The sequence below is a fragment of the Streptomyces tubbatahanensis genome (assembly GCF_022699385.1).
In the GTDB taxonomy this organism is placed as follows: domain Bacteria; phylum Actinomycetota; class Actinomycetes; order Streptomycetales; family Streptomycetaceae; genus Streptomyces; species Streptomyces diacarni.
Window position 1 is genome coordinate 4885165 of record NZ_CP093846.1, and the last position, 22697, is coordinate 4907861.

General features: G+C 71.6%; 18 protein-coding genes and 1 pseudogene. 12 read left to right on the top strand and 7 right to left on the bottom strand.

Annotated features, from left to right (window positions below):
- Positions 1-125: 125 nt before the first annotated feature.
- On the bottom strand, positions 126-1322 hold the full coding sequence (locus MMF93_RS21090) for a cystathionine gamma-synthase (RefSeq protein WP_242753846.1): 1197 nt from the start codon (positions 1320-1322) through the stop codon (positions 126-128).
- Positions 1323-1444: 122 nt separating this feature from the next.
- On the opposite strand from MMF93_RS21090, the gene MMF93_RS21095 reads away from it, so the two are divergent.
- Positions 1445-2614, top strand: coding sequence for a tetratricopeptide repeat protein (locus tag MMF93_RS21095; RefSeq protein WP_242753849.1), 1170 nt, complete (start codon positions 1445-1447; stop codon positions 2612-2614).
- Positions 2615-2630: 16 nt separating this feature from the next.
- Here MMF93_RS21095 and MMF93_RS21100 read toward each other — a convergent pair.
- Positions 2631-2977 (bottom strand): annotated as a pseudogene (locus MMF93_RS21100) (hypothetical protein).
- A 205-nt stretch (positions 2978-3182) separates the two neighbouring features.
- On the opposite strand from MMF93_RS21100, the gene MMF93_RS21105 reads away from it, so the two are divergent.
- Entirely contained in the window at positions 3183-5201 is a 2019-nt protein-coding gene (locus tag MMF93_RS21105) for a thioredoxin domain-containing protein (protein ID WP_242753852.1), read from the top strand.
- 42 nt (positions 5202-5243) lie between these two features.
- On the opposite strand, the gene MMF93_RS21110 is transcribed toward MMF93_RS21105, so the two are convergent.
- On the bottom strand, positions 5244-5912 hold the full coding sequence (locus MMF93_RS21110; protein ID WP_242753854.1) for a TetR/AcrR family transcriptional regulator: 669 nt from the start codon (positions 5910-5912) through the stop codon (positions 5244-5246).
- Between the two features lie 106 nt (positions 5913-6018).
- Between MMF93_RS21110 and MMF93_RS21115 the strand changes: the two genes are divergently transcribed.
- Both MMF93_RS21115 and MMF93_RS21120 read left to right on the top strand, forming a co-directional pair.
- Positions 6019-7230 carry a pyridoxal phosphate-dependent aminotransferase gene (locus MMF93_RS21115; protein ID WP_242753857.1) on the top strand — a complete coding sequence of 404 codons (1212 nt, stop codon included), beginning with the start codon at positions 6019-6021 and terminating at the stop codon, positions 7228-7230.
- Positions 7231-7317: 87 nt separating this feature from the next.
- A complete protein-coding gene (locus tag MMF93_RS21120) occupies positions 7318-7731 on the top strand; it encodes an SCO4983 family protein (protein ID WP_242753859.1) in 414 nt (137 codons plus the stop codon).
- A gap of 58 nt (positions 7732-7789) precedes the next feature.
- Here MMF93_RS21120 and MMF93_RS21125 read toward each other — a convergent pair whose 3' ends face one another.
- The gene (locus MMF93_RS21125; protein ID WP_242753862.1) at positions 7790-9643 is read right to left on the bottom strand and encodes a phosphoenolpyruvate carboxykinase (GTP); all 1854 of its coding nucleotides are present in this window, start codon (positions 9641-9643) and stop codon (positions 7790-7792) included.
- A gap of 267 nt (positions 9644-9910) precedes the next feature.
- Between MMF93_RS21125 and trhA the strand changes: the two genes are divergently transcribed.
- Positions 9911-10642 carry a PAQR family membrane homeostasis protein TrhA gene (gene trhA / locus MMF93_RS21130; protein ID WP_242753864.1) on the top strand — a complete coding sequence of 244 codons (732 nt, stop codon included), beginning with the start codon at positions 9911-9913 and terminating at the stop codon, positions 10640-10642.
- Positions 10643-10816: 174 nt separating this feature from the next.
- On the opposite strand, the gene MMF93_RS21135 is transcribed toward trhA, so the two are convergent.
- Positions 10817-12412 (bottom strand): N-acyl-D-amino-acid deacylase family protein, encoded by a 1596-nt coding sequence (locus MMF93_RS21135; protein ID WP_242753867.1) that lies wholly within the window; start codon positions 12410-12412, stop codon positions 10817-10819.
- 45 nt (positions 12413-12457) lie between these two features.
- Complete coding sequence (locus MMF93_RS21140; protein WP_242753869.1) at positions 12458-13765, bottom strand: alanine racemase; 1308 nt, start codon at positions 13763-13765, stop codon at positions 12458-12460.
- Positions 13766-13966: 201 nt separating this feature from the next.
- On the opposite strand from MMF93_RS21140, the gene MMF93_RS21145 reads away from it, so the two are divergent.
- The 6 genes from MMF93_RS21145 to MMF93_RS21170 all read left to right on the top strand — a co-directional run bounded on the left by MMF93_RS21145 (position 13967) and on the right by MMF93_RS21170 (position 20064).
- Positions 13967-15229, top strand: a complete 1263-nt coding sequence (locus MMF93_RS21145; protein WP_242757687.1) for a sugar kinase — start codon at positions 13967-13969, stop codon at positions 15227-15229.
- Positions 15226-16029, top strand: a complete 804-nt coding sequence (locus tag MMF93_RS21150; protein ID WP_242753872.1) for an IclR family transcriptional regulator — start codon at positions 15226-15228, stop codon at positions 16027-16029. The genes MMF93_RS21145 and MMF93_RS21150 overlap by 4 nt, the downstream gene beginning before the upstream one ends.
- Positions 16026-16439 carry a RidA family protein gene (locus tag MMF93_RS21155; protein ID WP_242753874.1) on the top strand — a complete coding sequence of 138 codons (414 nt, stop codon included), beginning with the start codon at positions 16026-16028 and terminating at the stop codon, positions 16437-16439. The genes MMF93_RS21150 and MMF93_RS21155 overlap by 4 nt, the downstream gene beginning before the upstream one ends.
- A gap of 175 nt (positions 16440-16614) precedes the next feature.
- The gene (locus MMF93_RS21160; RefSeq protein WP_242753877.1) at positions 16615-18072 is read left to right on the top strand and encodes a GntP family permease; all 1458 of its coding nucleotides are present in this window, start codon (positions 16615-16617) and stop codon (positions 18070-18072) included.
- Positions 18073-18237: 165 nt separating this feature from the next.
- Positions 18238-19119: a S1 family peptidase gene (locus MMF93_RS21165; protein WP_242753879.1), complete on the top strand. Its 882-nt coding sequence runs from the start codon at positions 18238-18240 to the stop codon at positions 19117-19119.
- Positions 19120-19221: 102 nt separating this feature from the next.
- On the top strand, positions 19222-20064 hold the full coding sequence (locus MMF93_RS21170; RefSeq protein ID WP_242753882.1) for a S1 family peptidase: 843 nt from the start codon (positions 19222-19224) through the stop codon (positions 20062-20064).
- A gap of 77 nt (positions 20065-20141) precedes the next feature.
- On the opposite strand, the gene MMF93_RS21175 is transcribed toward MMF93_RS21170, so the two are convergent.
- Positions 20142-21167 carry a chitinase gene (locus tag MMF93_RS21175; protein WP_242753884.1) on the bottom strand — a complete coding sequence of 342 codons (1026 nt, stop codon included), beginning with the start codon at positions 21165-21167 and terminating at the stop codon, positions 20142-20144.
- Between the two features lie 222 nt (positions 21168-21389).
- Here MMF93_RS21175 and MMF93_RS21180 point away from each other — a divergent pair, with 222 nt between their 5' ends.
- Positions 21390-22697 (top strand): Nramp family divalent metal transporter, encoded by a 1308-nt coding sequence (locus MMF93_RS21180; protein WP_242753887.1) that lies wholly within the window; start codon positions 21390-21392, stop codon positions 22695-22697.

Here is a 22697-nt window from a genome sequence, read left to right on the forward strand (position 1 = left end):
CCTCCGTGTGGGGTCCCTCCGGGCGGGGGTCCCTCCGCCCAGGTTTCTCCGCACGGGAGGGGCGGGAAGAAGCGAGGCCCGTCTCTCCACTCGGGAGGGACGGGGAGGGCGAGGTGCCCGGTCGCTCAGCCCAGGGCCTGGGTCAGGTCGGCCAGCAGGTCGTCGGCGGACTCGATGCCGACCGACAGCCGCACCAGGTCGGCGGGCACCTCCAGGGCCGAGCCCGCGGCCGAGGCGTGGGTCATCCGGCCCGGGTGCTCGATCAGCGACTCGACACCGCCGAGGGACTCACCCAGGGTGAACAGGCGGGCCCGGTCGCACACCCGCACGGCGGCCTCCTCGCCGCCCGCCACGCGGAAGGACACCATGCCGCCGAAGCCCCGCATCTGCTTCGCCGCGATCTCGTGCCCCGGGTGCGAGGGCAGCCCCGGGTAGAAGACCTCGGTCACCTTCGGGTGCGCCGTCAGAAGCTGCACGAGGCGGGCCGCGTTCTCCCCGTGCCGGTCCATGCGCACCCCCAGCGTCTTGATGCCGCGCATCACCAGCCAGGAGTCGAACGGTCCCGCGATCGCCCCCATCGCGTTCTGGTGGAAGGCCAGCTCGTCACCGAGCGCGGGGTCGGCGACGACGAGGGCCCCGCCGACCACGTCGGAGTGCCCGCCCATGTACTTGGTCGTCGAGTGCACGACGACGTCGGCGCCGAGCGCGAGGGGCTGCTGCAGGTAGGGGCTGGCGAAGGTGTTGTCCACCACCAGCCGCGCGCCCGCCGCGCCGGCGACCTCGGCGACGGCCGCGATGTCGGTGACGCCCAGCAGCGGATTCGAGGGGGTCTCCACCCAGACGGCCTTGGTGCGCTCGCGCAGCGCGGCCCGTACGGCGGCCGGGTCGGAGGATTCGGCGACCGACCACTGGACGCCCCACCGCTCGGCGACCCGCGCGAACAGCCGGAAGGTGCCGCCGTACGCGTCGTTCGGGATCACCACGTGGTCACCGGGCGTGAGCACGGTGCGCAGCAGGCAGTCCTCCGCCGCGAGCCCGGAGGCGAAGGCCAGGCCCCGCCTGCCGCCCTCCAGCGCGGCGAGGTTCTCCTCCAGCGCGGTGCGGGTGGGGTTGGCGGACCGGCTGTACTCGTAGCCGCCGCGCAGCCCGCCGACACCGTCCTGCTTGTAGGTGGAGACCTGGTGGATGGGCGGGACGACGGCCCCCGTGGCCGGATCGGCGGTCTGGCCCGCGTGGATGGCGAGGGTCTCGAAGCCGTGCGGAGGGGGCGCCGAGGTCGTCCGGTCCCCGCCGCTGGTGCGGTTGTCACGCTGCTCACTCATGGGGGCGAGACTAGTGGGCCGTACGGTGGAGTGGGGGCGTGCTCACCAGAGCCCACCCCTCAGCACCGCCCAGCCCGCCGCCGACCCGCCGCCGCCCCGTCACCCCGTGGAGACCCGCCGCCATGGAAGCCCTGTTCCTGCTGATCGCACTCGCCGCCCTCTTCGGTGTGGTGGCCTATCCCGCGATGCGCCGCCGACGGCTGCGGCAGGAGGGCAGGCAGGGGCTGGTCCAGGCGCTCGACCCGGGCGCCGGATACGGCTTCGTCCCCGCCGAGCAGCTGGACGTACGGCTGCCCGGCCCCGACAGGGAACTCGTCGAGGCGCTGGAGGAGGCCCAGCGGACGCAGGACTGGGAGCCGGTGGCGCGGATGCTGGCACTGACGGGCGACGAGTACGAACTGCGCTGGCAGCGGGTGCAGTCCCTCGCGGGCGCGGCGGCCATGGAGCTGGCACGCGCGCGGGAGCAGGCGCGGGACGCCGGCGCGGAAGGACCCGCCGACGTGGTGTCCTTCAGCAAGGAGCGGGCCGCGGTCCAGCAGGACGCGAGGTGGCTGCGGCAGTGGCGCGCACAGCAGCCGAACGACCACGGCGGTGCGCAGGTGTACGCGCAGTTCCTCGTCTTCCAGGCGCTGGCCGAGCCCGGCTCCGCCGACCACCGCATCATCCTGGAGGAGGCGCGCAACGTCGCTCAGGACGCGGCCAAACTCGCCCCCGCCGACCCCACACCCCACCTCACCGAACTGCACATCGCCCGCCGGCTCAACTACCGCGAGGCCGATTTCGCGTCCCTGTGGGACACCGTGCGCCGCCTCGCCCCCGACCACATGGGCGCCCACCTGGCGGCGCTGCCGTACTGGTCGGCGAAGTCGATGGGCTCCAAGGAGCAGGCCGACGGCTTCGCCCGCGCGGCGGCCGCCCACGCCCCCGAGGGCTCCCTCCTGGCCGCCCTGCCGCTGTTCGCGGCCTACGACCACCTGCCCGAGGTCAACATGGTCCGCGGCCTGTACGAGAGCGAGGAGATCAGCCACGCCATCGAGGCCGCCGAGTACGCCGTCGACCAGGTCGACGACGACCACCCGGTGCGCCCCCACGTGCTGCACCTCCTGGTGTGGTTCCTCGTCCGCGCCGAGCGGTACGGCGAGGCCATGGAGGCCCTCGCCGCCGTCGACGGCCACGTGGGCGCCGTCCCCTGGGTCGACGAGGGCGACCCGGCCGCCACGTACGCCGCCTACCGCGCACTGGCGGTCGCCGGCTGGGAGTCCACGGGAGGCGCCAGGGCCTCCCAGACCTGACCGCCTCGCAGCGCTGTCAGATGACTGTCGGATCAGCGGTGACGGGAAAGGGCGCGGTCGCTTCCACCGTGCCGGTGAACATCTCGCCCTCCCCGTCTGCCTTGGTGGCGGGGTCGAGGACGTAGGTGTAGGTGATCGGGATGCCGGTGGCGGCCTGCTCGATGCGCCAGTAGAAGGGGAGGCCGGCCTTGGCGTACTGGTCCACCTACACGATCCGGTTGCGCCGCTTGGACGCGCTCGGGCTCACGACGACCACCCCGTCCACGATCTCGATGCCGGCGCACTGCTCCTCGGACCAGGAGTCGTACTGTTCCGCGCTGATGGGCGTGCGCATCCACCCGGCGCCACCATCCCGGCGGCCATGGTGTACCTCCTGCGAGGAGCCGTGCCAGTTCGAGCACCGCTGAGCTCAGCCTCATGTCCGGTCGTGCCGGAGTGCCCGACACAGGAGAGCGGCGGGACGTTCGGCGGTGGCCCCGGGACTCGGCCGGGCGCTGAGCAGGGCGAGCGCGGCAGCGGGTCCATGCGGGGCCCGGTCGCGGGGCGGGCGCTGTGAGAGGCTGGAGCGATGAACAGGCTGGCTGGTGTGACCTCGCCTTATCTGCTTCAGCACGCCGACAATCCCGTCGACTGGTGGCCCTGGACGCCGGAGGCGTTCGAGGAGGCGCGGCGGCGCGATGTGCCCGTGCTGCTGAGCGTCGGGTACGCGGCGTGCCACTGGTGCCACGTGATGGCGCGCGAGAGCTTCGAGGACGAGGCGACGGCGCGGGTGATGAACGCGCACTTCGTGTCCGTGAAGGTGGACCGCGAGGAGCGCCCCGACGTGGACGCCGTCTACATGGAGGCCGTGCAGGCGGCCACCGGGCAGGGCGGCTGGCCGATGACGGTGTTCCTGACGCCGGATGCCGAGCCCTTCTACTTCGGTACCTACTTCCCGCCGGCCCCGCGGCACGGCATGCCCTCCTTCCCGCAGGTGCTGGAAGGGGTGCGCACCGCGTGGGAGGACCGGCGCGCGGAGGTCGCCGACGTGGCCTCCCGCATCAGCGCGGACCTCGCGGGCCGCACTCTCGGTCTCGCCGCGCCGCAGGTGCCGGGCGCCGAGGAGATGGGGGCCGCGCTGCTCGGGCTGACGAAGGACTTCGACGCGAGCAGGGGAGGCTTCGGGGGCGCACCGAAGTTCCCGCCGTCGATGGTGCTGGAGTTCCTGCTGCGGCACCACGCCCGTACCGGCTCCGAGGGCGCGCTCCAGATGGTCGAGGCCACCTGTGAGGCGATGGCCCGCGGTGGGATCTACGACCAGCTCGGCGGCGGCTTCGCCCGCTACTCCGTGGACGCGGAGTGGGTCGTGCCGCACTTCGAGAAGATGCTCTACGACAACGCGCTGCTGTGCCGCGTCTACGCCCACCTGTGGCGCGCCACGGGGTCGGAACTGGCCCGCCGTGTCGCGCTGGAGACCGCCGAGTTCCTCGTGCGGGAGCTGCGCACCGCGGAGGGCGGGTTCGCGTCCGCGCTGGACGCCGACAGCGACGACGGGCACGGCGGCCACGCCGAGGGTGCCTACTACGTGTGGACGCCCGCGCAACTCGCCGAGGTGCTCGGTGAGGAGGACGCCGCGCTGGCGGCGGCCCGCTTCCGCGTCACGGACGAGGGCACGTTCGAGGGCGGTGCCTCGGTGCTGCAACTGCGCGAGGGGGACGGGCCGTCCGCCGACGAGGCGCGCGTGGAGTCCGTACGGCGCGCCCTGTTCGAGGCGCGCTCGGCGCGGCCCCGTCCCGCGCGCGACGAGAAGGTCGTCAGCGCCTGGAACGGGCTGGCCGTCGCCGCGCTCGCCGAGACCGGCGCCTACTTCGAGCGGCCCGACCTGGTGGACGCGGCGCGTGCGGCGGCCCGGCTGCTCGCCGACGTGCACACCGTCGACGAGGGGCGCCGCCTGGTCCGCACCTCGCGCGAGGGCGTGCCCGGCACCAGCGCGGGGGTGCTGGAGGACCACGCCGACGTCGCCGAGGGCTATCTCGCGCTGTACGCGGTCACCGGCGAGACGGAGTGGCTGCGGCGTGCGGGCCTGCTGCTCGACACGGTGCTGGAGCACTTCGCCGCGGACGACGGCACGCTGTACGACACCGCAGACGACGCCGAGCAGCTCATCCGGCGGCCCCAGGACCCCACGGACAACGCGGTGCCCTCCGGCTGGAACGCGGCGGCCGGCGCGCTGCTCACCTACGCGGCCTACACCGGTGACTCCCGCTACCGGGAGGCCGCCGAGCGGGCGCTCGGTGTCGTGCGTGAGCTGGCCTCCCGGGTGCCGCGGTTCCTCGGCTGGGGCCTCGCGGTGGGAGAGGCGCTGCTGGACGGGCCCCGGGAGGTGGCGGTGGTCGGGGAGTCGCCCGCGCTCCACCGTGCCGCGCTGCTGTCGACCGCGCCGGGCGCGGTGGTCGCGGTGGGGGACGCGTCGGGGGAGTCGTCCGTGCCCCTGCTCGAAGGGCGCGGCCTCGTCGACGGGCGTGCCGCCGCGTACGTGTGCCGCGGCTTCGTGTGCGCGGCCCCGGTGACCGACCCCGACGCCCTGGAAACCGCCCTGAACGAGTGATCCCGGCGCCCCTCCATCCCTAGCCGTCCCCTCCGGAGGGGGCTACAGCGTCAGGCCGCGTTCCAGGACGCCCAGCGCGCGGGTCACCAGGGCGCGCAGGTCCTCCAGGCTGCCTGCCGGGCCCGGTTCCTGGCCGGAGTCGACCCAGGAGTACAGGGCCTCCATCAGGGCCCCCAGCATGGCGCCGGTGACGATCCGCAGCTCCAGGTCGTCCTCGGCGCGTCCGGTGCGCTCGGCCAGCGCCCTGCGCAGCAGCCACGCCGTGTCGGCCGAGTGCTCGCTGAGGCGGCCGCGCAGGGCGGGGACCTCGCGGATGAGGCGCACGCGCTGGAACGTCTCGGTGGCGTCCGACCGGTAGACGCGGGCCAGCGAGGCGTACAGCGCCTCGCGCAGCGCCGCTACCGGTGGCTCGCCGGTGGGCCGCTCGCGCAGGGCGTCCTCGACGAGCGCGTCGTACTCGTCGGTCAGCACGATGTCTTCCTTGGTGGGGAAGTAGCGGAAGACGGTGCTGGGGGAGACCTCCGCCTCGTCGGCGATCTGGTCGACGGGTGTGGCGTCGTAGCCCTGTTCCGCGAAGAGGTGGTAGGCGGCCGTGCGGATGGCCTGGCGGGTCTGGATCTTCTTCCGCTCGCGCAGACCCGGTTTCGCTGGGGGGAGGTCCGCGCCGGCGGCGGCGGTGTCGTCGGCGGATGCGGTGCGTGCGGGGGCCATGACCCTCATTGTCGGCCATGACCTGCTGGTGCGGCCATGAGCGGGCTGTCACCGAGGTGAGGGAAAACACGGGGCGAGGTGTGCGGGGCGCGCTTAGGCTGGCTCCATGCAGGTCATCCAGTCGACGAAGCTCGCCAACGTCTGCTACGAGATCCGGGGCCCGGTCCTGGAGGAGGCGCAGCGGCTGGAGGCGGCGGGGAACCAGATCCTCAAGCTCAACACCGGCAATCCGGCGGCGTTCGGTTTCGACTGCCCCCCGGAGATCCTCGAAGACATGCTCCGCAACGTGGGCACGGCGCACGGGTACGGCGACGCGAAGGGGCTGCTGGCCGCACGCCGTGCGGTGATGCAGCACTACCAGAAGCAGGGCATCGAGGTGTCCGTCGAGGACGTCTATCTGGGCAACGGCGTCTCCGAGCTGATCCAGATGGCGATGCAGGCGCTGCTGGATGACGGTGACGAGGTGCTCGTACCGGCCCCCGACTATCCGCTGTGGACGGCGTCCGTCTCGCTGGCGGGCGGTACGGCCGTGCACTACCGCTGCGACGAGCAGTCCGACTGGATGCCCGACCTGGCGGACCTGGAGAGCAAGATCACCGACCGTACCAAGGCGCTGGTGATCATCAATCCGAACAACCCGACGGGTGCGGTCTACGACGAGGAGATGCTGCGCTCCCTCACCGACATCGCGCGCCGCCACTCCCTCCTCGTGTGCTCGGACGAGATCTACGACAAGATCCTCTACGACGGTGTCACGCACACCCCGACCACCAAGATCGCCCCCGACCTGCTGACGCTGACGTTCAACGGCCTCTCGAAGTCCTACCGGGTGGCCGGCTACCGCAGCGGCTGGCTGGCGGTCTGCGGGCCCAAGACGCACGCCGACAGCTACATCGAGGGGCTGACGATCCTCGCCAACATGCGGCTGTGCGCCAACATGCCGGCCCAGCACGCGGTGGCCGCCGCGCTGGGCGGGCGGCAGTCGATCGAGGACCTGGTGCTGCCGGGCGGGCGGCTGCTGGAGCAGCGCGACGCGGCGTACGAGATGCTCACGCAGATTCCCGGGGTCACCTGCGTGCGGCCCAAGGGCGCGATCTACGCGTTCCCGCGCCTCGACCCGAAGGTGTACAAGATCAAGGACGACCGGCAGATGGTGATCGACCTGCTCAGGCAGGAGCAGATCATGATCGTGCACGGCACCGGTTTCAACTGGCCCGAGCCCGACCACTTCCGCATCGTCAACCTGCCGGCCGCCGACGAGCTGCGCGAGGCGGTGACGCGCATCGGGCGCTTCCTGGACGGATACGGGCAGCCGTGAGCGCTGCGTGACCGTTCCGTGAACACCGGACAACTTTAGACGGAGTCCAAGTTAGGATGGTTTCCTGAACGCACCAGGAGGCCCTCCATGTACGAACCGATCCGCACCAAGTCGGTCCACACCGTGGCCGAGGACGCCCATGCCGAGCTGCCCCGGCGCACTCGCGAGGAAGAGCTCGACATCCGGCTGGCCGGGCACCTGACCGCGCTGCTGACCGTTACCGACGAGCTGCGCGTGCTGGCGCCCTCCGCCGCGCTGGACACCGCGGCGCACGAGCTCGCCGCCCACGCGGCACGGCTCCTGTCGGGCCGCGCGCCCCTGCGCGCTGAGCCGACCGCCGCGCGGGACGACGCAGCGCACGTGGCCTCGCTCCATGCGCGGGCGCACACCCTCGCGGGCACCGCCCTCGCGGTGGCCTCCTCGCGTGGCGACGAGGCCGTCACCGCTTTGATGACCGAGCGCCTCGCCGCCCACACCGCCACGCAGGCGGTGCCCGCGTAACGCACTCCGCGCGGAGCGCGGCCCGGGCCCGGTGGGCTCAGGCCACGCGCGGCGGCGCTCAGCCCAGGCGCCGCACCAGGGCGCGGTACTCGTCCCACAGAGCCTTCGGGGTGTGGTCACCGAAGGTGTTCAGGTGGTCGGGGACGAGCGCGGCCTCGTCGCGCCAGACGTCCTTGTCGACGTCGAGGACGAAGTCCAGCTCGGCCGCGGACAGCCCGAGCCCCTCGGTGTCGAGGTCCGTGCCCCGCGGGACGATGCCGACGGGGGTCTCGACCCCCTCGGCCTCCCCGTTCAGCCGCTGGACGACCCACTTGAGCACGCGGGTGTTCTCACCGAAACCGGGCCAGACGAAGGCACCGTTCTCGTCCTTCTTGAACCAGTTGACGTAGTAGATCTTCGGCAGCTTCGCCGGGTCGGCCCCTTCGCCGACCTGAAGCCAGTGGGCGAAGTAGTCGCCCATGTTGTAGCCGCAGAAGGGCAGCATCGCGAACGGGTCGCGGCGCAGCTCGCCGACCTTGCCCTCCGCGGCTGCGGTCTTCTCGCTGGCCACGTTGGCGCCGAGGAAGACGCCGTGCTGCCAGTCGAAGGACTCGGTCACCAGCGGTACGGCCGTCGCGCGCCGGCCGCCGAAGAGGATGGCGGAGATCGGCACGCCGCGCGGGTCCTCCCACTCGGGGGCGATGATCGGGCACTGCGCGGCGGGGACGGTGAAGCGTGCGTTGGGGTGGGCGGCGGGCGTCGCCGAGTCCGGCGTCCAGTCGTTGCCCTTCCAGTCGGTCAGGTGGGCCGGCTTCTCGTCGGTCATGCCCTCCCACCACACGTCGTCGTCATCGGTGAGCGCGACGTTGGTGAAGACCGCGTTGCCCCACAGCGTCTTCATGGCGTTGGCGTTGGTGTCCTCGCCGGTGCCGGGTGCGACGCCGAAGAAGCCGGCTTCCGGGTTGATGGCGTACAGCCGTCCGTCCTCGCCGAACCGCATCCAGGCGATGTCGTCGCCGATGGTCTCCACGCTCCAGCCCGGGAGCGTCGGCTGGAGCATCGCCAGGTTGGTCTTGCCGCAGGCGGAGGGGAACGCGGCCGCCACATACGTGGCCTCCCCGCGCGGCGGGGTCAGCTTCAGCACCAGCATGTGCTCGGCCAGCCAGCCCTCGTCGCGGGCCATGACGGAGGCGATGCGCAGCGCGTAGCACTTCTTGCCGAGCAGCGCGTTGCCGCCGTATCCGGAGCCGTAGGACCAGATCTCGCGGGCCTCGGGGAAGTGGGAGATGTACTTGGTCGGGTTGCAGGGCCAGGGCACGTCCGACTCGCCGGCGACGAGCGGAGCGCCGACGGTGTGCACGGCCTTCACGAAGAAGCCGTCGTCGCCGAGTTCGTCCAGGACCTGCTGTCCCATGCGCGTCATGGTGCGCATGGAGACCGCCACGTAGGCGGAGTCGGTGATCTCCACGCCGAGTGCGGAGAGCGGGGAGCCGAGCGGGCCCATGCAGAAGGGCACGACGTACATGGTCCTGCCGCGCATGGAGCCCCGGAAGACGCCCTGTTCCCCGGTGAAGATCTCGCGCATCTCGGCGGGGTTCTTCCAGTGGTTCGTCGGACCCGCGTCCTCCTTGCGCTCGGAGCAGATGAAGGTGCGGTCCTCGACCCGGGCGACGTCGGACGGGTCGGAGGCGGCGTAGTAGGAGTTGGGGCGTTTGACCGGGTCGAGTTTCCGGAAGGTTCCCCGCTCGACCAGCTCCCCGCACAGGCGGTCGTATTCGGCCTCGGAGCCGTCGCACCAGACCACGCGCTCCGGCTGGGTCAGTTCGGCGATCCCGTCGACCCAGGAGAGCAACTCCTGGTGGCGGGTGGGGGCGTCCTCCCCGGCGGGGGAGGAGAGGGTTGTGGTGGTGGGAGCCGCAGTACTGCGCGCCACGATCGCTCCAGACAGGTTGAGGGTTTTCTGCTGTCAAGCGCGCCCCTTGGGGGCCGCGACCCGGATGCATTCGTGGCAGTGGGTCTTTCTCGCTCATCCGGTGCCGCTTGTGCTCATCTGATCATGCGGGCGCGCGGGGGTGTCTGTCCAGACGGAGGGTGTGTGTTCGTCGACACCCACGGTCATCACGCCTGTTGTGCGCCCGTACGATGAGCGGTAAAGAGCCCTTCAACCTACGGTCCCGTAGGTCGTGGGTACGATGGCGCGATGACAGACTCCGCGCCCCCGACCCCGGAGCCCGCCACCTCCTCTGCCTCGGCTTCCGCCGGCAGGCTGTCCGCCTCGGCGCACCAAGCGGCACAGCTCATCAAGCCGAAGCTGCGTGGATGGCTGCACCTGGGCATGTTCCCCGCCGTCCTGATCTCCGGCATGTTCCTGACCGCTCTCGGGGACAGCATGCGCGGCCGGATCGCGTGCGCCGTCTACACGTTGACGGCGTGTCTGCTCTTCGGCATCAGCGCGCTCTACCACCGCGGCGACTGGAGCCCCCGGGTCAACGCCGTGCTCCGGCGCCTCGATCACGCCAACATCTTCCTGATCATCGCGGGCACCTACACGCCGCTGACCATCCTGCTGCTGCCCGACGGCAGCCGCGACCTGCTGCTGTGGGGCATCTGGATCGCCGCGGCCCTCGGCATCGCCTTCCGCGTCTTCTGGGTCGGCGCCCCCCGCTGGCTCTACACGCCCTGCTACATCGCCATGGGCTGGGCGGCGGTCTTCTTCCTGCCCGAGTTCATGCGCACGGGCGGCATCGCCGTCCTGGTGTGCGTGATCGTCGGCGGTGTCCTCTACAGCGCAGGCGGCCTCGTGTACGGCATCAAGCGCCCCAACCCCTCACCGCGCTGGTTCGGCTTCCACGAGGTCTTCCACTCCTTCACGCTGGCCGCCTTCGTCGTCCACTACGTGGGCATCTCCCTGGTCGCCTACCAGCACGCGTAGGGCCTGTGGCCAGGCAATCGGTCACGCATAATGGCCGCAGGAGGTGAGCCGTCGTGACGGTGATGGATGACCTGCTCGCACGCGGGGCTGTGCCGGAGGGGTACACGGTCGAGATCTTCGACGGCGAAGTGCTCATGACTCTGCGGAGTCATGAGTCCCGTACGGAGCTGATCCTCACCCCTGCCGCCGTACCGCCCGTCCGGCCAGGACGTCCGTGCGGCGTCCGTCCTCGATGACCGGGCGGCCCGCCACCAGGACGTGCGGGATGCCGGTCGGCAGGGAGCGGGGCTGCTCGAACGTGGAGGTCGCCGCGACCGTGTCCGGGTCGAAGACGACCAGGTCGGCCACGTTGCCCTCCTTGACGGTGCCCCGGTCGGGCAGGCGCAGCCGGGCCGCGGCGCGTCCCGTGAGGTGGGCGACGCACTCCTCCAGCGAGAGGATGCCCAGCTCGCGTACGTACCGGCCCAGGTACTGGGGGAACGTCCCGTAGGCGCGCGGATGCGGCTTGGCGCCCTGGAGGATGCCGTCGCTGCCGCCCGTGTGCACCGGGTGCCGCATGATCGCGCGGACGTTCTCCTCGTGGCCGACGTGCTGGAGGATCGTCGAGCCGAGCCGGTCCTCGATCAGCAGCCGGTGCGCCGTCGTCCACGGCTCCTCGCCGCGCGCCGCCGCCGACTCGGCGACGGTGCGGCCCACATGGCCGGTCAGCTCCGGGCTGCTCACCCCGGAGATCTCGATGCGGTCCCACTCGATCGGCACCCCGTGGCAGCCGTCGGCGCCCTCGACCTCCATCACGTGCCGGATGCGGGCCGTCGTCGCCGGGTCGCGCAGCCGTGCCAGGGTTGCCTCGGGGCCGCCCTCGTTGGCCCAGCTCGGCAGCATCGCGGCGAGCGTCGTGCAGCCGGGGGTGTAGGGGTAGGTGTCCAGCGTGATGTCGGCGCCGTCCGCCACCGCCGCGTCCAGCAGCGCCAGCAGTGCGGGCGCCTTGCCCTTGTTGACGCCGAAGTTCATGGTGGCGTGCGCCAGGTGCAGCGCGCAGCCCGCCTCGCGCGTGAGCGCCACCATCTCGGCGTACGCCTCCAGCGCGCCGGCGCCGTAGGAGCGGTGGTGCGGGCAGTAGTAGCCGTCGTACCGGGCGACGACGCGGCACAGTTCGGTCAGCTCGGCGTCCGAGGCGTACATGCCGGGCGTGTACGTCAGCCCCGACGACATGCCCACGGCGCCCTGTTCCATGCCCTCGGCGACCAGCCGCTTCATCGTGGCCACCTCGTCGGCGGTGGCCGGACGGTCGTCCCACCCGGTCGCCAGCATGCGCACGCTGCCCTGCGGGATCAGGTACGCCGCGTTGATGGCCACGCCCTGCCGGTCGATGCGGTCGAGGTAGCCGCCGACGGTGCGCCAGTCGAAGTCGATGTCGCTGCCGTCACCGTTCCAGCCGGTGATGGCTTCGCGGATCGCGGCGAGCGTCGTGTCGTCCGTCGGCGCGTACGACAGGCCGTCCTGGCCCAGCACCTCGAGGGTGACGCCCTGGGCCGCCTTCGCCGAGTGGTCGGGGTCGCGGAGGATCGCCAGGTCGGAGTGGGCGTGCATGTCGATGAAGCCCGGCGCCAGTGACTGGCCTTCGGCGTCGAGGGTGCGGGTGCCGCTCGGGCGCGGCTCGCCCTCCCGGGCGATGTGGGCGATGCGGCCGTTTTCGATGCCGACGTCGGCTCGGTAGGAGGGGGCGCCGGTGCCGTCGATGACGCGGGCGTCGCGGATGACCAGGTCCATGGGTGGTGCCGTCCCTTTCCGGGTGCGGGCGGGGCTGGGGCTCTTTCAGAAGAAGGTGCGGAGCAGGTCGGTGACCGTGCCATCGGCGTCGACGACCGGGATGACCTGCCACTTGTCGAAGATCGTGCAGGGGTGCGACATCCCGAAACCGATCCACTCACCGACCTCGAGACCGACCCCGTCCTCGACCCGCAGCCAGGCGTGCTGGTCGCTCAGCGAGGTGACGGAGATGCCCTTGGCCGAGCGCAGCGTCCCGTCGAGCCCGCGCACCGCGTGCGCCTCGGGCAGCTCCAGGTCGTGGGCGGCGTCCCGCTTGCCCGCGTTCACGAAGGCCTGCCCGGGCTCCGGCCGGGAGACGACCTGTGTCCACAGGGTGAAAGCGGCCTGGAGGGCGCCCTCATCGGGGTGCCGGTTGAAGGGCGTCAGGTGGCGGTAGTGGCCGTCGTCGTGGGAGACGTAGGCGCCGGAGCGCAGCAGCTTCAGCACGGGCGCCGACATCTCGGGCACCTGGGCGAAGGCCTCGGCGACGGCGTCGAACCAGGCGCTGCCGCCCGCGCTCAGCACGATCTCGTCCAGCCCCTCGAAGCGCCCGGCCTCGTCGAACGCGGTGGCGAGGGCGATCAGCCGCCGCAGCCACTCCCCTACGGCCTCCAGGGTGGCGCCCGGCACCTCGCCCTCGTAGCCGGCGACGCCGACCAGGCGCAGCGTCGCGGTGGCGGCGACCGCGTCGGCGACGGCGGCGCACTCCTCCTCGGTACGCACGCCGGTGCGTGCCCCGGCTCCGGCGCCGAGTTCCACGACGACGTCGACGGGCCGCCGCGCCCCGGCCGCGCGCAGTGCCTCGTCCATGAGGGCGACGCCCTGGACGGAGTCGACGTAGCAGACGAAGCGGAAGGACGGGTCGCCGTCGAGTTCGGCGGCGAGCCAGCGCAGCGCCGACGCGTCCACCAGCTCGTTGGCGAGGAAAATCCGGGGCACGTCGAACGCGCGCGCGACCCGCACCTGGTGGGGCACGGCCAGGGTGATGCCCCAGGCGCCCTGCTCGATCTGGCGGGCGAACAGCTGCGGGGCCATGGAGGTCTTGCCGTGCGGAGCGAAGGCGAGGCCGTGCCGGGACGTGTAGGCGGAGAGCGCGGCGAGGTTGTGGTCCAGGCGCTCCGCCGAGAGCGCGAGCACGGGGGTGGTGAAGCCGCCGGTGAACAGGGAGCGGCGTTCGGCGGCCAGCTCCCCGAGCGTGGTACCCGCGGCCGCCGCGTCCGGAGGCAGGCCCTTGAAGCGGTGGTCGGCGGGCTCGGCCGCCAGCCGGGCGGCGGCGTGGGCGACTGCGGTGTGGCGGGGGCCGGGGGCTGCCATGCGGGACTCCGTGAGAGATACCGTGAAAGGAAGTCGTTGCATATTTTGCAACGTCCATTGCGTATGACGCTTATGGCTGTCTAGCATCCCGCCGAACGGCCGGTCAATGGAACCGGTCACCCGAGCAACCGGCGCAAGACGAGGAGCGGGCCCACCGTGACCACCACCCCCGAGACCGACGTCGTCTGCCTGGGCGAGTCCATGGTCACGTTCCTGCCCTCGCGCCCAGGACCGCTCGCCGACGTGCCCTCGTTCGAGCGGACGATCGGCGGGGCCGAGTCCAACGTCGCCTGCGCGCTGGCCCGCGCCGGACACCGTGCCCGCTGGGTCAGCAGAGTGGGCACGGACGGCTTCGGCGACCACCTGGTCCGCACGATCGCCGCGCACGGGGTGGACACCACGGCCGTCGCACGCGACCCCGAGCGGCCGACCGGCGTCTACTTCCGCACGGACGGCGAACGCGCCACCGGCACCGAGCCCGGCGCCGCCACCGAGCCCGTCACCGGCACCGAGCCCGGCACCGGCACCGAGCCCGTCACCGGCACCGAACCCGGCACCGGGGCCGGGACCGAACCGGCCTCCGGCAGCGAATCCGCCTCCGGCACCGAACCCGTCACCTCGCCCGAGCCCGCGCCGTTCTCCGAAGTGGTCTACTACCGCGCGGGCTCCGCGGCCTCCGCCATGTCCCCGGCCAACGTGCCGCCGCACGCCGCGCGGGCCGGCCACATCCTGCACCTGACCGGCATCACCGCGGCCCTGTCCGCCGACTGCCTGGCCCTGCTGCGGACCCTCACCTCCGCGCGCCCCGCCGCCGCCCCGGGCAGCGAGCCGGGCCCGTTGGTCTCCTTCGACGTCAACTACCGGGTCGGCCTGTGGCGGACGGCGCCCGAGCCGGGCGGGCAGGTGCTGGGCGAGCTCGCCCGGCACAGCGACATCGTGTTCGTCGGCGAGGACGAGGCCGCCGCCGCGTGGGGCGTGACCGGCGGACCCGACGCCGTGCGCGAGGCACTGCCCGAACCCGCCGTACTCGTGGTCAAGCAGGGCAGCGTGGGGGCGACCGCGTTCGTCGGGGAGTCGGCCGGCGTGTTCGCGCCGGCCCTGCGCGTGGACGTCGTCTCGCCCGTCGGCGCGGGTGACGCCTTCGCCGCCGGCTTCCTGGCCGGCACGCTGCGCGGGCTCCCGGTGCGGGAGCGGCTGCGGCACGGGCACCTGAGCGCGGCCGCTGTGCTGACCGCCGCGGGCGACCTGGCCGCGCCGCCGGCCCGCGAGGAGGCCGACCGGCTGGTGGCCCTGGACGACGCCGCCTGGGAGGCGCTGCGGCTGGGCCCGGGCTGGAGCGCCGGGACTCGGCCGCGGACGCTGCCGGACGCGCGCGGCCCCAAGACCGCGGACGACGGAGCGCCCGGCGAGGGACAGCCCGGCGGCGGACAGTCCGACGGCACGCAGGCGGAGGTGGGCGCATGAGTCAGACCGTGGACCGGGCGCTGAGCATCCTGCCGCTGCTCGCCGAGGGCCCCGCCAACCTGGAGCAGGTCGCCTCCCGGCTCGAGGTGCACAAGTCGACGGCGCTGCGGCTGCTGCGGACGCTGCACGAGCACGGCATCGTCTACCGGCAGCCGGACCAGCGCTACCGGCTGGGCGCACGCCTGTTCGCGCTCGCGCAGGAGGCGATGGAGAACCTCGACGTCCGCGAGATCGCGCACCCGCACCTGGCCGAGCTCAACGCCGCCTGCGGGCACACCGTCCACCTCGCGGTCTACGAGGAGGACGAGGTCCTCTACATCGACAAGGTCGAGAGCCGCTACCCGGTGCGGATGTACTCGCGCATCGGCAAGCCTGTGGCGATCACCGTCGCGGCCGTGGCCAAACTGCTGCTGGCCGACCTGCCCGAGCCGGAGCGGCGCGCCGTCGCCGACCGGCTCGACTACCCCCGCTACACGTCCCGTTCGACGCCCGACGCCGCCGCGTTCCTCGCGGAGCTGGCCCGGGTGCGCGAACAGGGCTGGGCCACCGACCTGGGTGGCCACGAGGAGTCCATCAACTGCGTCGGAGCCCCCATCAGGGGCGCCGAGGGGCGCGTGGTGGCGGCCATGTCGGTCTCCGCGCCGAACGTCGTCGTCTCCGCGGACGAACTCCTCTCCCTGCTGCCCCGCGTGCGGCGTACGGCCGAGGCCATCAGCGCCGAGTACGTGGGGCAGCCGATCCTCCCGCAGCCCACGGGCGGGAGACACCCCCATCCGCGACACAAGAGAGCCGCACCATGAGCGAGAAGCTGTCCAAGACCGCACTGACCCCGGCCACCCACACGACGCCGCCTGCGAAGTTCTCGCACGGCGTGCGCAAGGGCAACGTCCTGCAGGTCGCCGGGCAGGTCGGGTTCGGCCCGGCCGTCGAGGGGCAGGCGCCGACGCCCGTCGGGCCCACCCTGCGCGAGCAGACCCTCCAGACCCTCGCCAACGTGGAGGCCATCCTCACCGAGGGCGGCGCCACGTGGGAGGACGCCGTGATGATCCGGGTGTACCTGACGGACACCTCGCACTTCGCGGAGTTCAACGAGATCTACAACGAGTACTTCGCCTCCCTCCAGGAGGCCCCGGCCGCCCGTACGACCGTCTACGTGGGCCTTCCCGCCGGTCTCCTCGTCGAGATCGACACCCTCGCCGTCCTCGGCTGAGGCTTTCTTCCCCTACCCCGCCCCTTCCCGGAATTCCTCAGCCTCCCCCAGCCTCCGGCCGGGAGGTGCCCCCAGGCGATTGAGGACCGGGGGGTCCGGGGGGCGGAGCCCCCCGAGAAACGGTGAAAGGGCGGGGTTGGGGCCTCATCTCAGCACTGAACAACGGAGTTCCCCCATGCTGTTTGCCGCCGCCGAGAAGACGCCGCCCCACACGGGCGGCCTGCTGGCGCTCATACCCGGGACCGGGGGCCTGCTCACCGTGGCGGCCCTCGGGATCATCCTGCTGCTCGTACTGATCATCAAGGTCCGCCTCCAGCCGTTCGTCGCGCTGCTCACCGTTTCCATCGCGGTGGGTCTGGCGGCGGGCCTGTCCGTCACCGAACTCTTCGGTACCGTCCAGAACTCCGACGCCGTCTCGATGATCGAGTCGGGCATGGGCGGCATCCTCGGGCACGTCGCCATCATCATCGGCCTCGGCACCATGCTGGGCGCGATCCTGGAGGTCAGCGGCGGCGCCGAGGCCCTTTCGACGCGGCTGCTGGGCCTGTTCGGGGAGAAGCGCGCCCCGCTGGCCATGGGGCTGACGGGTCTGATCTTCGGCATCCCCGTCTTCTTCGACGTCGGCATCTTCGTGCTGGCGCCCATCGTCTACGCGGCGGCCAAGCGCAGCGGCAAGTCCGTGCTGCTGTACTGCATGCCGATGCTGGCCGGCCTGTCGATGACACACGCGTTCCTGCCCCCGCACCCGGGCCCTGTGGCGGCCGCGGGGCTGCTCAACGTGGACCTGGGCTGGATCATCCTGATGGGCGTCGTCTGCGGTATCCCCGCGGTGCTCGCCGCCTGGGCGTACGCGGCGTGGATCGGCAACCGGGTCTTCGTCGACGTGCCGCAGGACATGCTGGAGGCCGTGGAGGAGTCCAAGCGTGCCGTGGCCAGGGACGTGGGGGAGCGGGGCCAGGAGAAGCCGGTCTCCGTGGGCACGGTCTTCGCCATCATCGGCACCCCGCTGGTGCTGATCCTGGCCGCGACGTTCTCCTCCATCGCCCTCGACCCCTCCACGGGGCGCTCCGTCATCGAGTTCATCGGCCACCCGTTCGTGGCGCTGACGGTGGCGCTGCTGCTGGCCTACTACCTGCTGGGGCTGCGCCGCGGCTGGAGCCGCAAGTCGCTGGAGACGGTCTCCACCGCCTCGCTCAAGCCGGTCGGCAACATCCTGCTGGTCGTCGGCGCGGGCGGCATCTTCGGCGCCGTCCTCCAGGGGTCCGGTGTCGCGCAGGCCCTCGCGGACGTGTTCGGGGACGCGGGACTGCCGGTGATCGTGCTGGCGTACCTGATCTCGCTGGTGCTGCGGGTGGCGCAGGGCTCGGCGACCGTCGCCATCGTCACCACCGCCGGGATCGTGGCGCCGCTGCTGGCGCAGAGCGACCCGTCCCAGGCCCACCTCGCGCTGGTCATCATGGCGATCTCCGCCGGGTCGATCTTCGCCTCGCACGTCAACGACGGCGGGTTCTGGATGGTGGCGAAGTACTTCGGCATCTCCGAGCGGGACACGCTCAAGTCCTGGACGGTGCTGGAGTCGGTGCTCTCGGTCGCCGGGTTCGTGGTGGCCGCGCTGGTGAGCATCTTCGTCTAGCCGCGCACCACCCTCTCCCTCGGCTCCCTCCCCGCTCTTCCTCGGGGCACCCCCGGAATCCGCTCTGCCGATTCCGGGGGTGCTCTTGTGGGGGGAGGCCAACTGGCCCAAGAATGCACGGCGTCAGACCGAACGATCCTTCGGTACCGGAGAGGACCCCCCACCATGAACAGACCTCTCGTCGGCTCTCTCGCCGCCACGTTCCTCGGCGCCGTCGCCCTCACCGGCGTGACCGCCGCACCCGCTGCCGCCGCCCCCACCGCCGGCAGCACCACCCCCGCCACCGCGCAGGCCCCCGCTGCGGCCCCCAAGGCGGCACCCTCCTTCGAGGGCACCGTCGCGCTGAGCAACTGCTCGGGCTCCGTGGTCAAGATGCCGGCCTCGCAGCCGGGCGACCCCGCGCTCGTGCTCTCCAACGGACACTGTCTGGAAGAGGGCATGCCCGAGCCTGGCCAGGTCATCACCGACCAGCCCTCCAACCGCTCCTTCACGCTCCTGAAGGCGGACGGCAGCGACGCGGGCACCGTCAACGCCACCAAGGTCTCGTACGCGACGATGACGGACACCGACGTCTCGCTCTACGAGGTCGGCTCCACCTACCAGGAGATCGAGGACGAGTTCGGCGTCAAGGCCCTCGACGTCGAGGCCTCGCACCCCACCCAGGGCAACGACATCACCGTCGTCTCCGGCTACTGGAAGGAGACGTACGGCTGCGCGATCGACGGCTTCGCCTACCGCCTCAAGGAGGCGGGCTGGACGATGAAGGACTCGATCCGCTACACGGCCGAATGCGACACCAAGGGCGGCACCTCGGGCTCACCCGTGATCGACAACGCCAGCGGCAAGGTCGTCGGCGTCAACAACACGCGGAACGAGAGCGGCGAGGAGTGCACGATGAACAACCCCTGCGAGGTGGACGAGAGCGGCAAGACCACCGTCCGCGAGGGGACCGCCTACGGCCAGCAGACCTACCTCCTCGCGCCGTGCGTGGGCGAAGGGAACAAGATCGACCTCGGCGCCGAGGGCTGCACGCTCCCCAAGCCGTGAACACGCCGTGAGCACCTGGGCGTACGGACCTTGGGGCCGCACCAGTCCTGTCTGTTCCTCTCGGAGAACGACTCGACATACGACTCGGAGAATGAGGAGTACATGAGGAAGCCCCTGGTCAGTACGCTCGCGGCGGCGCTGTTCGGCGCCGCCGCGCTCACGGGCATAGCCACGGCCCCGGCGGCCGCGGCAGCGCACGAGGACACCCCGCCCTCCTTCGAGGGCACCGTCGCACTGAGCAACTGCTCGGGCTCCGTGGTGAAGCTCAAGCACTCACGGCCCGACGACCCGGCGCTCGTCCTGTCCAACGGGCACTGTCTGGAGGAGGGCATGCCCGGCGCGGACGAGGTGATCGTCGACCAGCCCACCAGCCGGGACTTCACCCTGCTGAACGCGGACGGCAGCGACGCCGGAAAGGTCCACTCCGACAAGATCGCCTACGCGACGATGACGGACACCGACATCTCCCTGTACGAGACGGACAGCACGTACAAGGAGATCAAGCGGAAGTACGGCATCGACGCGCTGAAGCTGGACGCGAAGCACCCGCGAAAGGGCCGCGACATCACCGTGGTGTCCGGCTACTGGAAGGAGAAGTTCGGCTGCGCGGTCGACGGTTTCGCCCACCGTCTCAAGGAGGCCGACTGGACCTGGAAGGACTCCATCCGCTACACGATGGAGTGCCAGACCAAGGGCGGCACCTCAGGATCCCCGGTGATCGACGACCGCACCGGCAAGGTCGTGGGCGTCAACAACACCCACAACGAGGACGGGGAGATGTGCACCCTGAACAACCCGTGTGAGGTGAACGAACAGGGCCACGTCGTCATCCGCTACCTCAACGCGTACGGGCAGCAGACGTACCTGATCAACCCCTGCTTCGGCCGGGGCAACCAGCTCGACCTCGACGCGCGCGGCTGCCACCTGCCACAGCCCCAGTCGTAGGGCCTCCCGCACAACGGACGCCCCCGGGGCCGGCGGACCGGCTCCGGGGGCGTCGGCGTGTGCGCGACGTGCGTCGGTCACATGCCGTGCACGTGGGGGCCGACCGTGGACGACCACGCGTTGCCGGCCGCCGCGTCCCACGCCGTCGACCAGGTCATGGCGCCGCGGATGCCGGGCCACTTCTCGTCGGGCGTGAAGCTGCCGCAGCTCGTGCCCTCGGCCAGGCAGTCGAGGGCGTCGTTGACCACGCCGGGCTCCACGTAGCCCGAGCCCGCGGCCTGCGGTGAGGCGGGCGTGCCGATGCCGACCTGCGAGGGGTCGAGCCCGCCCTTGATCTGGACACAGGCCAGTGAGGTGAGGAAGTCGACGGTGCCGGAGGAGTAGACCTTGCCGTCGCAGCCGTTCATGGAACCGCTGTTGTAGTACTGCATGTTGACGACGGTCAGGAAGCTCTTGATGTTGAGCGCCGTCTTGAAGTACTCGTTCTGCGGCGACTGCATGTCGATGGTCTGCGGCGCCATGGTGACCACCACGTCGCTCTTGGCGGCGTGGACCGCCTCCAGCGCCTTGGTCATGTAGGTGGAGTTGAGGCCGTTCTCCAGGTCGATGTCGACGCCGTCGAAGCCGTACTCGTCCATGAGCGAGACGATGCTGTCGGCGAACGCGTCGGCAGAGGCGTCGTCGCTGACGGAGACGGCGCCCTTCTCGCCGCCGACGGACAGGACGACGGACTTGCCCTCGGCCTGCTTGGCGGCGAGGTCGGCCTTGAACTGCTCCTCGGAGTAGCCGAGGTCGGGGTCGAGGGTGAAGTCGACCTGTCCCGCGGTGGTGGTCGCCTCGGCGAAGGCCACGGCGATGATGTCGTACTCGTCCTGCACCTCGGCGAGGGTCTGGACGGTCGCGCCGTTGTCGAAGTTCTGCCAGTACCCGGTGACCGCGTGCGCCGGGACCTGCGAGGCGCCGACGCGGGGGCCGGGACCCGAGGTGGGGGACTCGGCGTGCGCGGCGGCGGGGCCGAGGGCGAGCAGCCCGGCGGCGGCGAGCGCCGAGGTGGTCAGCGCGGCGAGTGCGCGCAGCGACGTGAAGCGTCTGGGACGTGCCACAACTGCCTCCAGTGGGGGGTCTGTGAAGAGGTGGGGAGCGGTGGGGGTGCCCGTGCGCCGTACAACCTGGTCCAGACCAATGCGGTTGTCAAGGTTCCCGGCAACGGCGGACGCTCGCGCAACCCCTTGTGCGGCGCGTCCGCAGAGGGTTACATGCGCCTGCGACCTGCGCGGTCGTCCACCACCCGGCCCGAAGAACCTGCGTACGGCGGAGGCAACGGCATGGCAGGCCACACCACACCCCCGGCGCCCCGCGAGGGGGCCGCACCGCCGGTGCGCAAGCCGAACTGGAAGATGATCGGCCCCGGCATGGTCGTCGCGGCGACCGGCGTCGGCGCCGGAGACCTCGTCTCCACGCTCATCGCCGGCAGCAAGTTCGGCTACACGCTGCTGTGGGCGGCCGTCGTCGGCTGCGTCGTCAAGATCGCCCTCGCCGAGGCCACCGGACGCTGGCACCTGGCCACCGGGCGCACCATCTTCGACGGCTGGCGCAGCCTCGGCGCCTGGACCACCGTCTACTTCGCCGTGTACGTCGTCATCTGGGGCTTCGTCTACGGCGCGACCGCCATGTCCTCCAGCGCGCTGCCGCTCGCCGCGCTCTTCCCCGACGTCATGCCCCTCAAGGTGTGGGCCATCATCACCGGACTGATCGGCCTGGCGTTCGTGTGGACCAACCGCTACGCCGTCGTCGAGAAGATCATGATGGCCTTCGTCGGCGTCATGTTCGTGGTCGTCGTCTACGTCGCCCTGCGCGTCGCCCCCGACCTGCCACGAGCACTGGCCGGACTGGTGCCCGTCCTGCCCTCGGGCTCCATCGTCTACACGCTCGGCCTCGTCGGCGGCGTCGGCGGCACCATCACCATGGCCGCCTACGGCTACTGGATCAACGCCAAGGGCTGGACCGACAGCGGCTGGATGAAGATGATGCGGCTCGACAACCGGGTCGCCTACCTCACCACCGGCGTCTTCGTCATCGCCATGCTGATCGTCGGCGCGGAGCTGCTGCACGCCTCCCAGACCGCCCTCGCCTCAGGCGACCAGGGCCTCCTCGACCTCGACCGGGTGCTGGAGGACCGCTTCGGCGCCTTCACCGCCAACCTCTTCCTGATCGGCTTCTTCGCCGCCTCCTTCTCCTCGCTGGTGGGCGTGTGGCACGGCGTGAGCCTGATGTTCGCCGACTTCGTGGAGAGGCTGCGGGCCGCCCGCGGACAGGACGCCACCGCGGGGGTGGCGCCGCTGGCCCGCGGCGAGCAGGAGCGCTCCTGGCCCTTCCGCGGCTACCTGCTGTGGCTGACGTTCCCGCCGATGACCCTGCTGTGGCTCGACAAACCCTTCGGGCTCGTCATCGCCTACGGCGTCCTCGGCGCGTTCTTCATGCCCTTCCTCGCAGCCACCCTCCTGTGGCTCCTCAACACCGGGCGCACCCCGCGTGAGTGGCGCAACGGGCCGCTCAGCAACGTCCTGCTGGCCGCCTCCTGCGTGCTGTTCGTGGTGCTGTGCGTCCAGGAGCTGAGGGATCTGCCGTGGTGA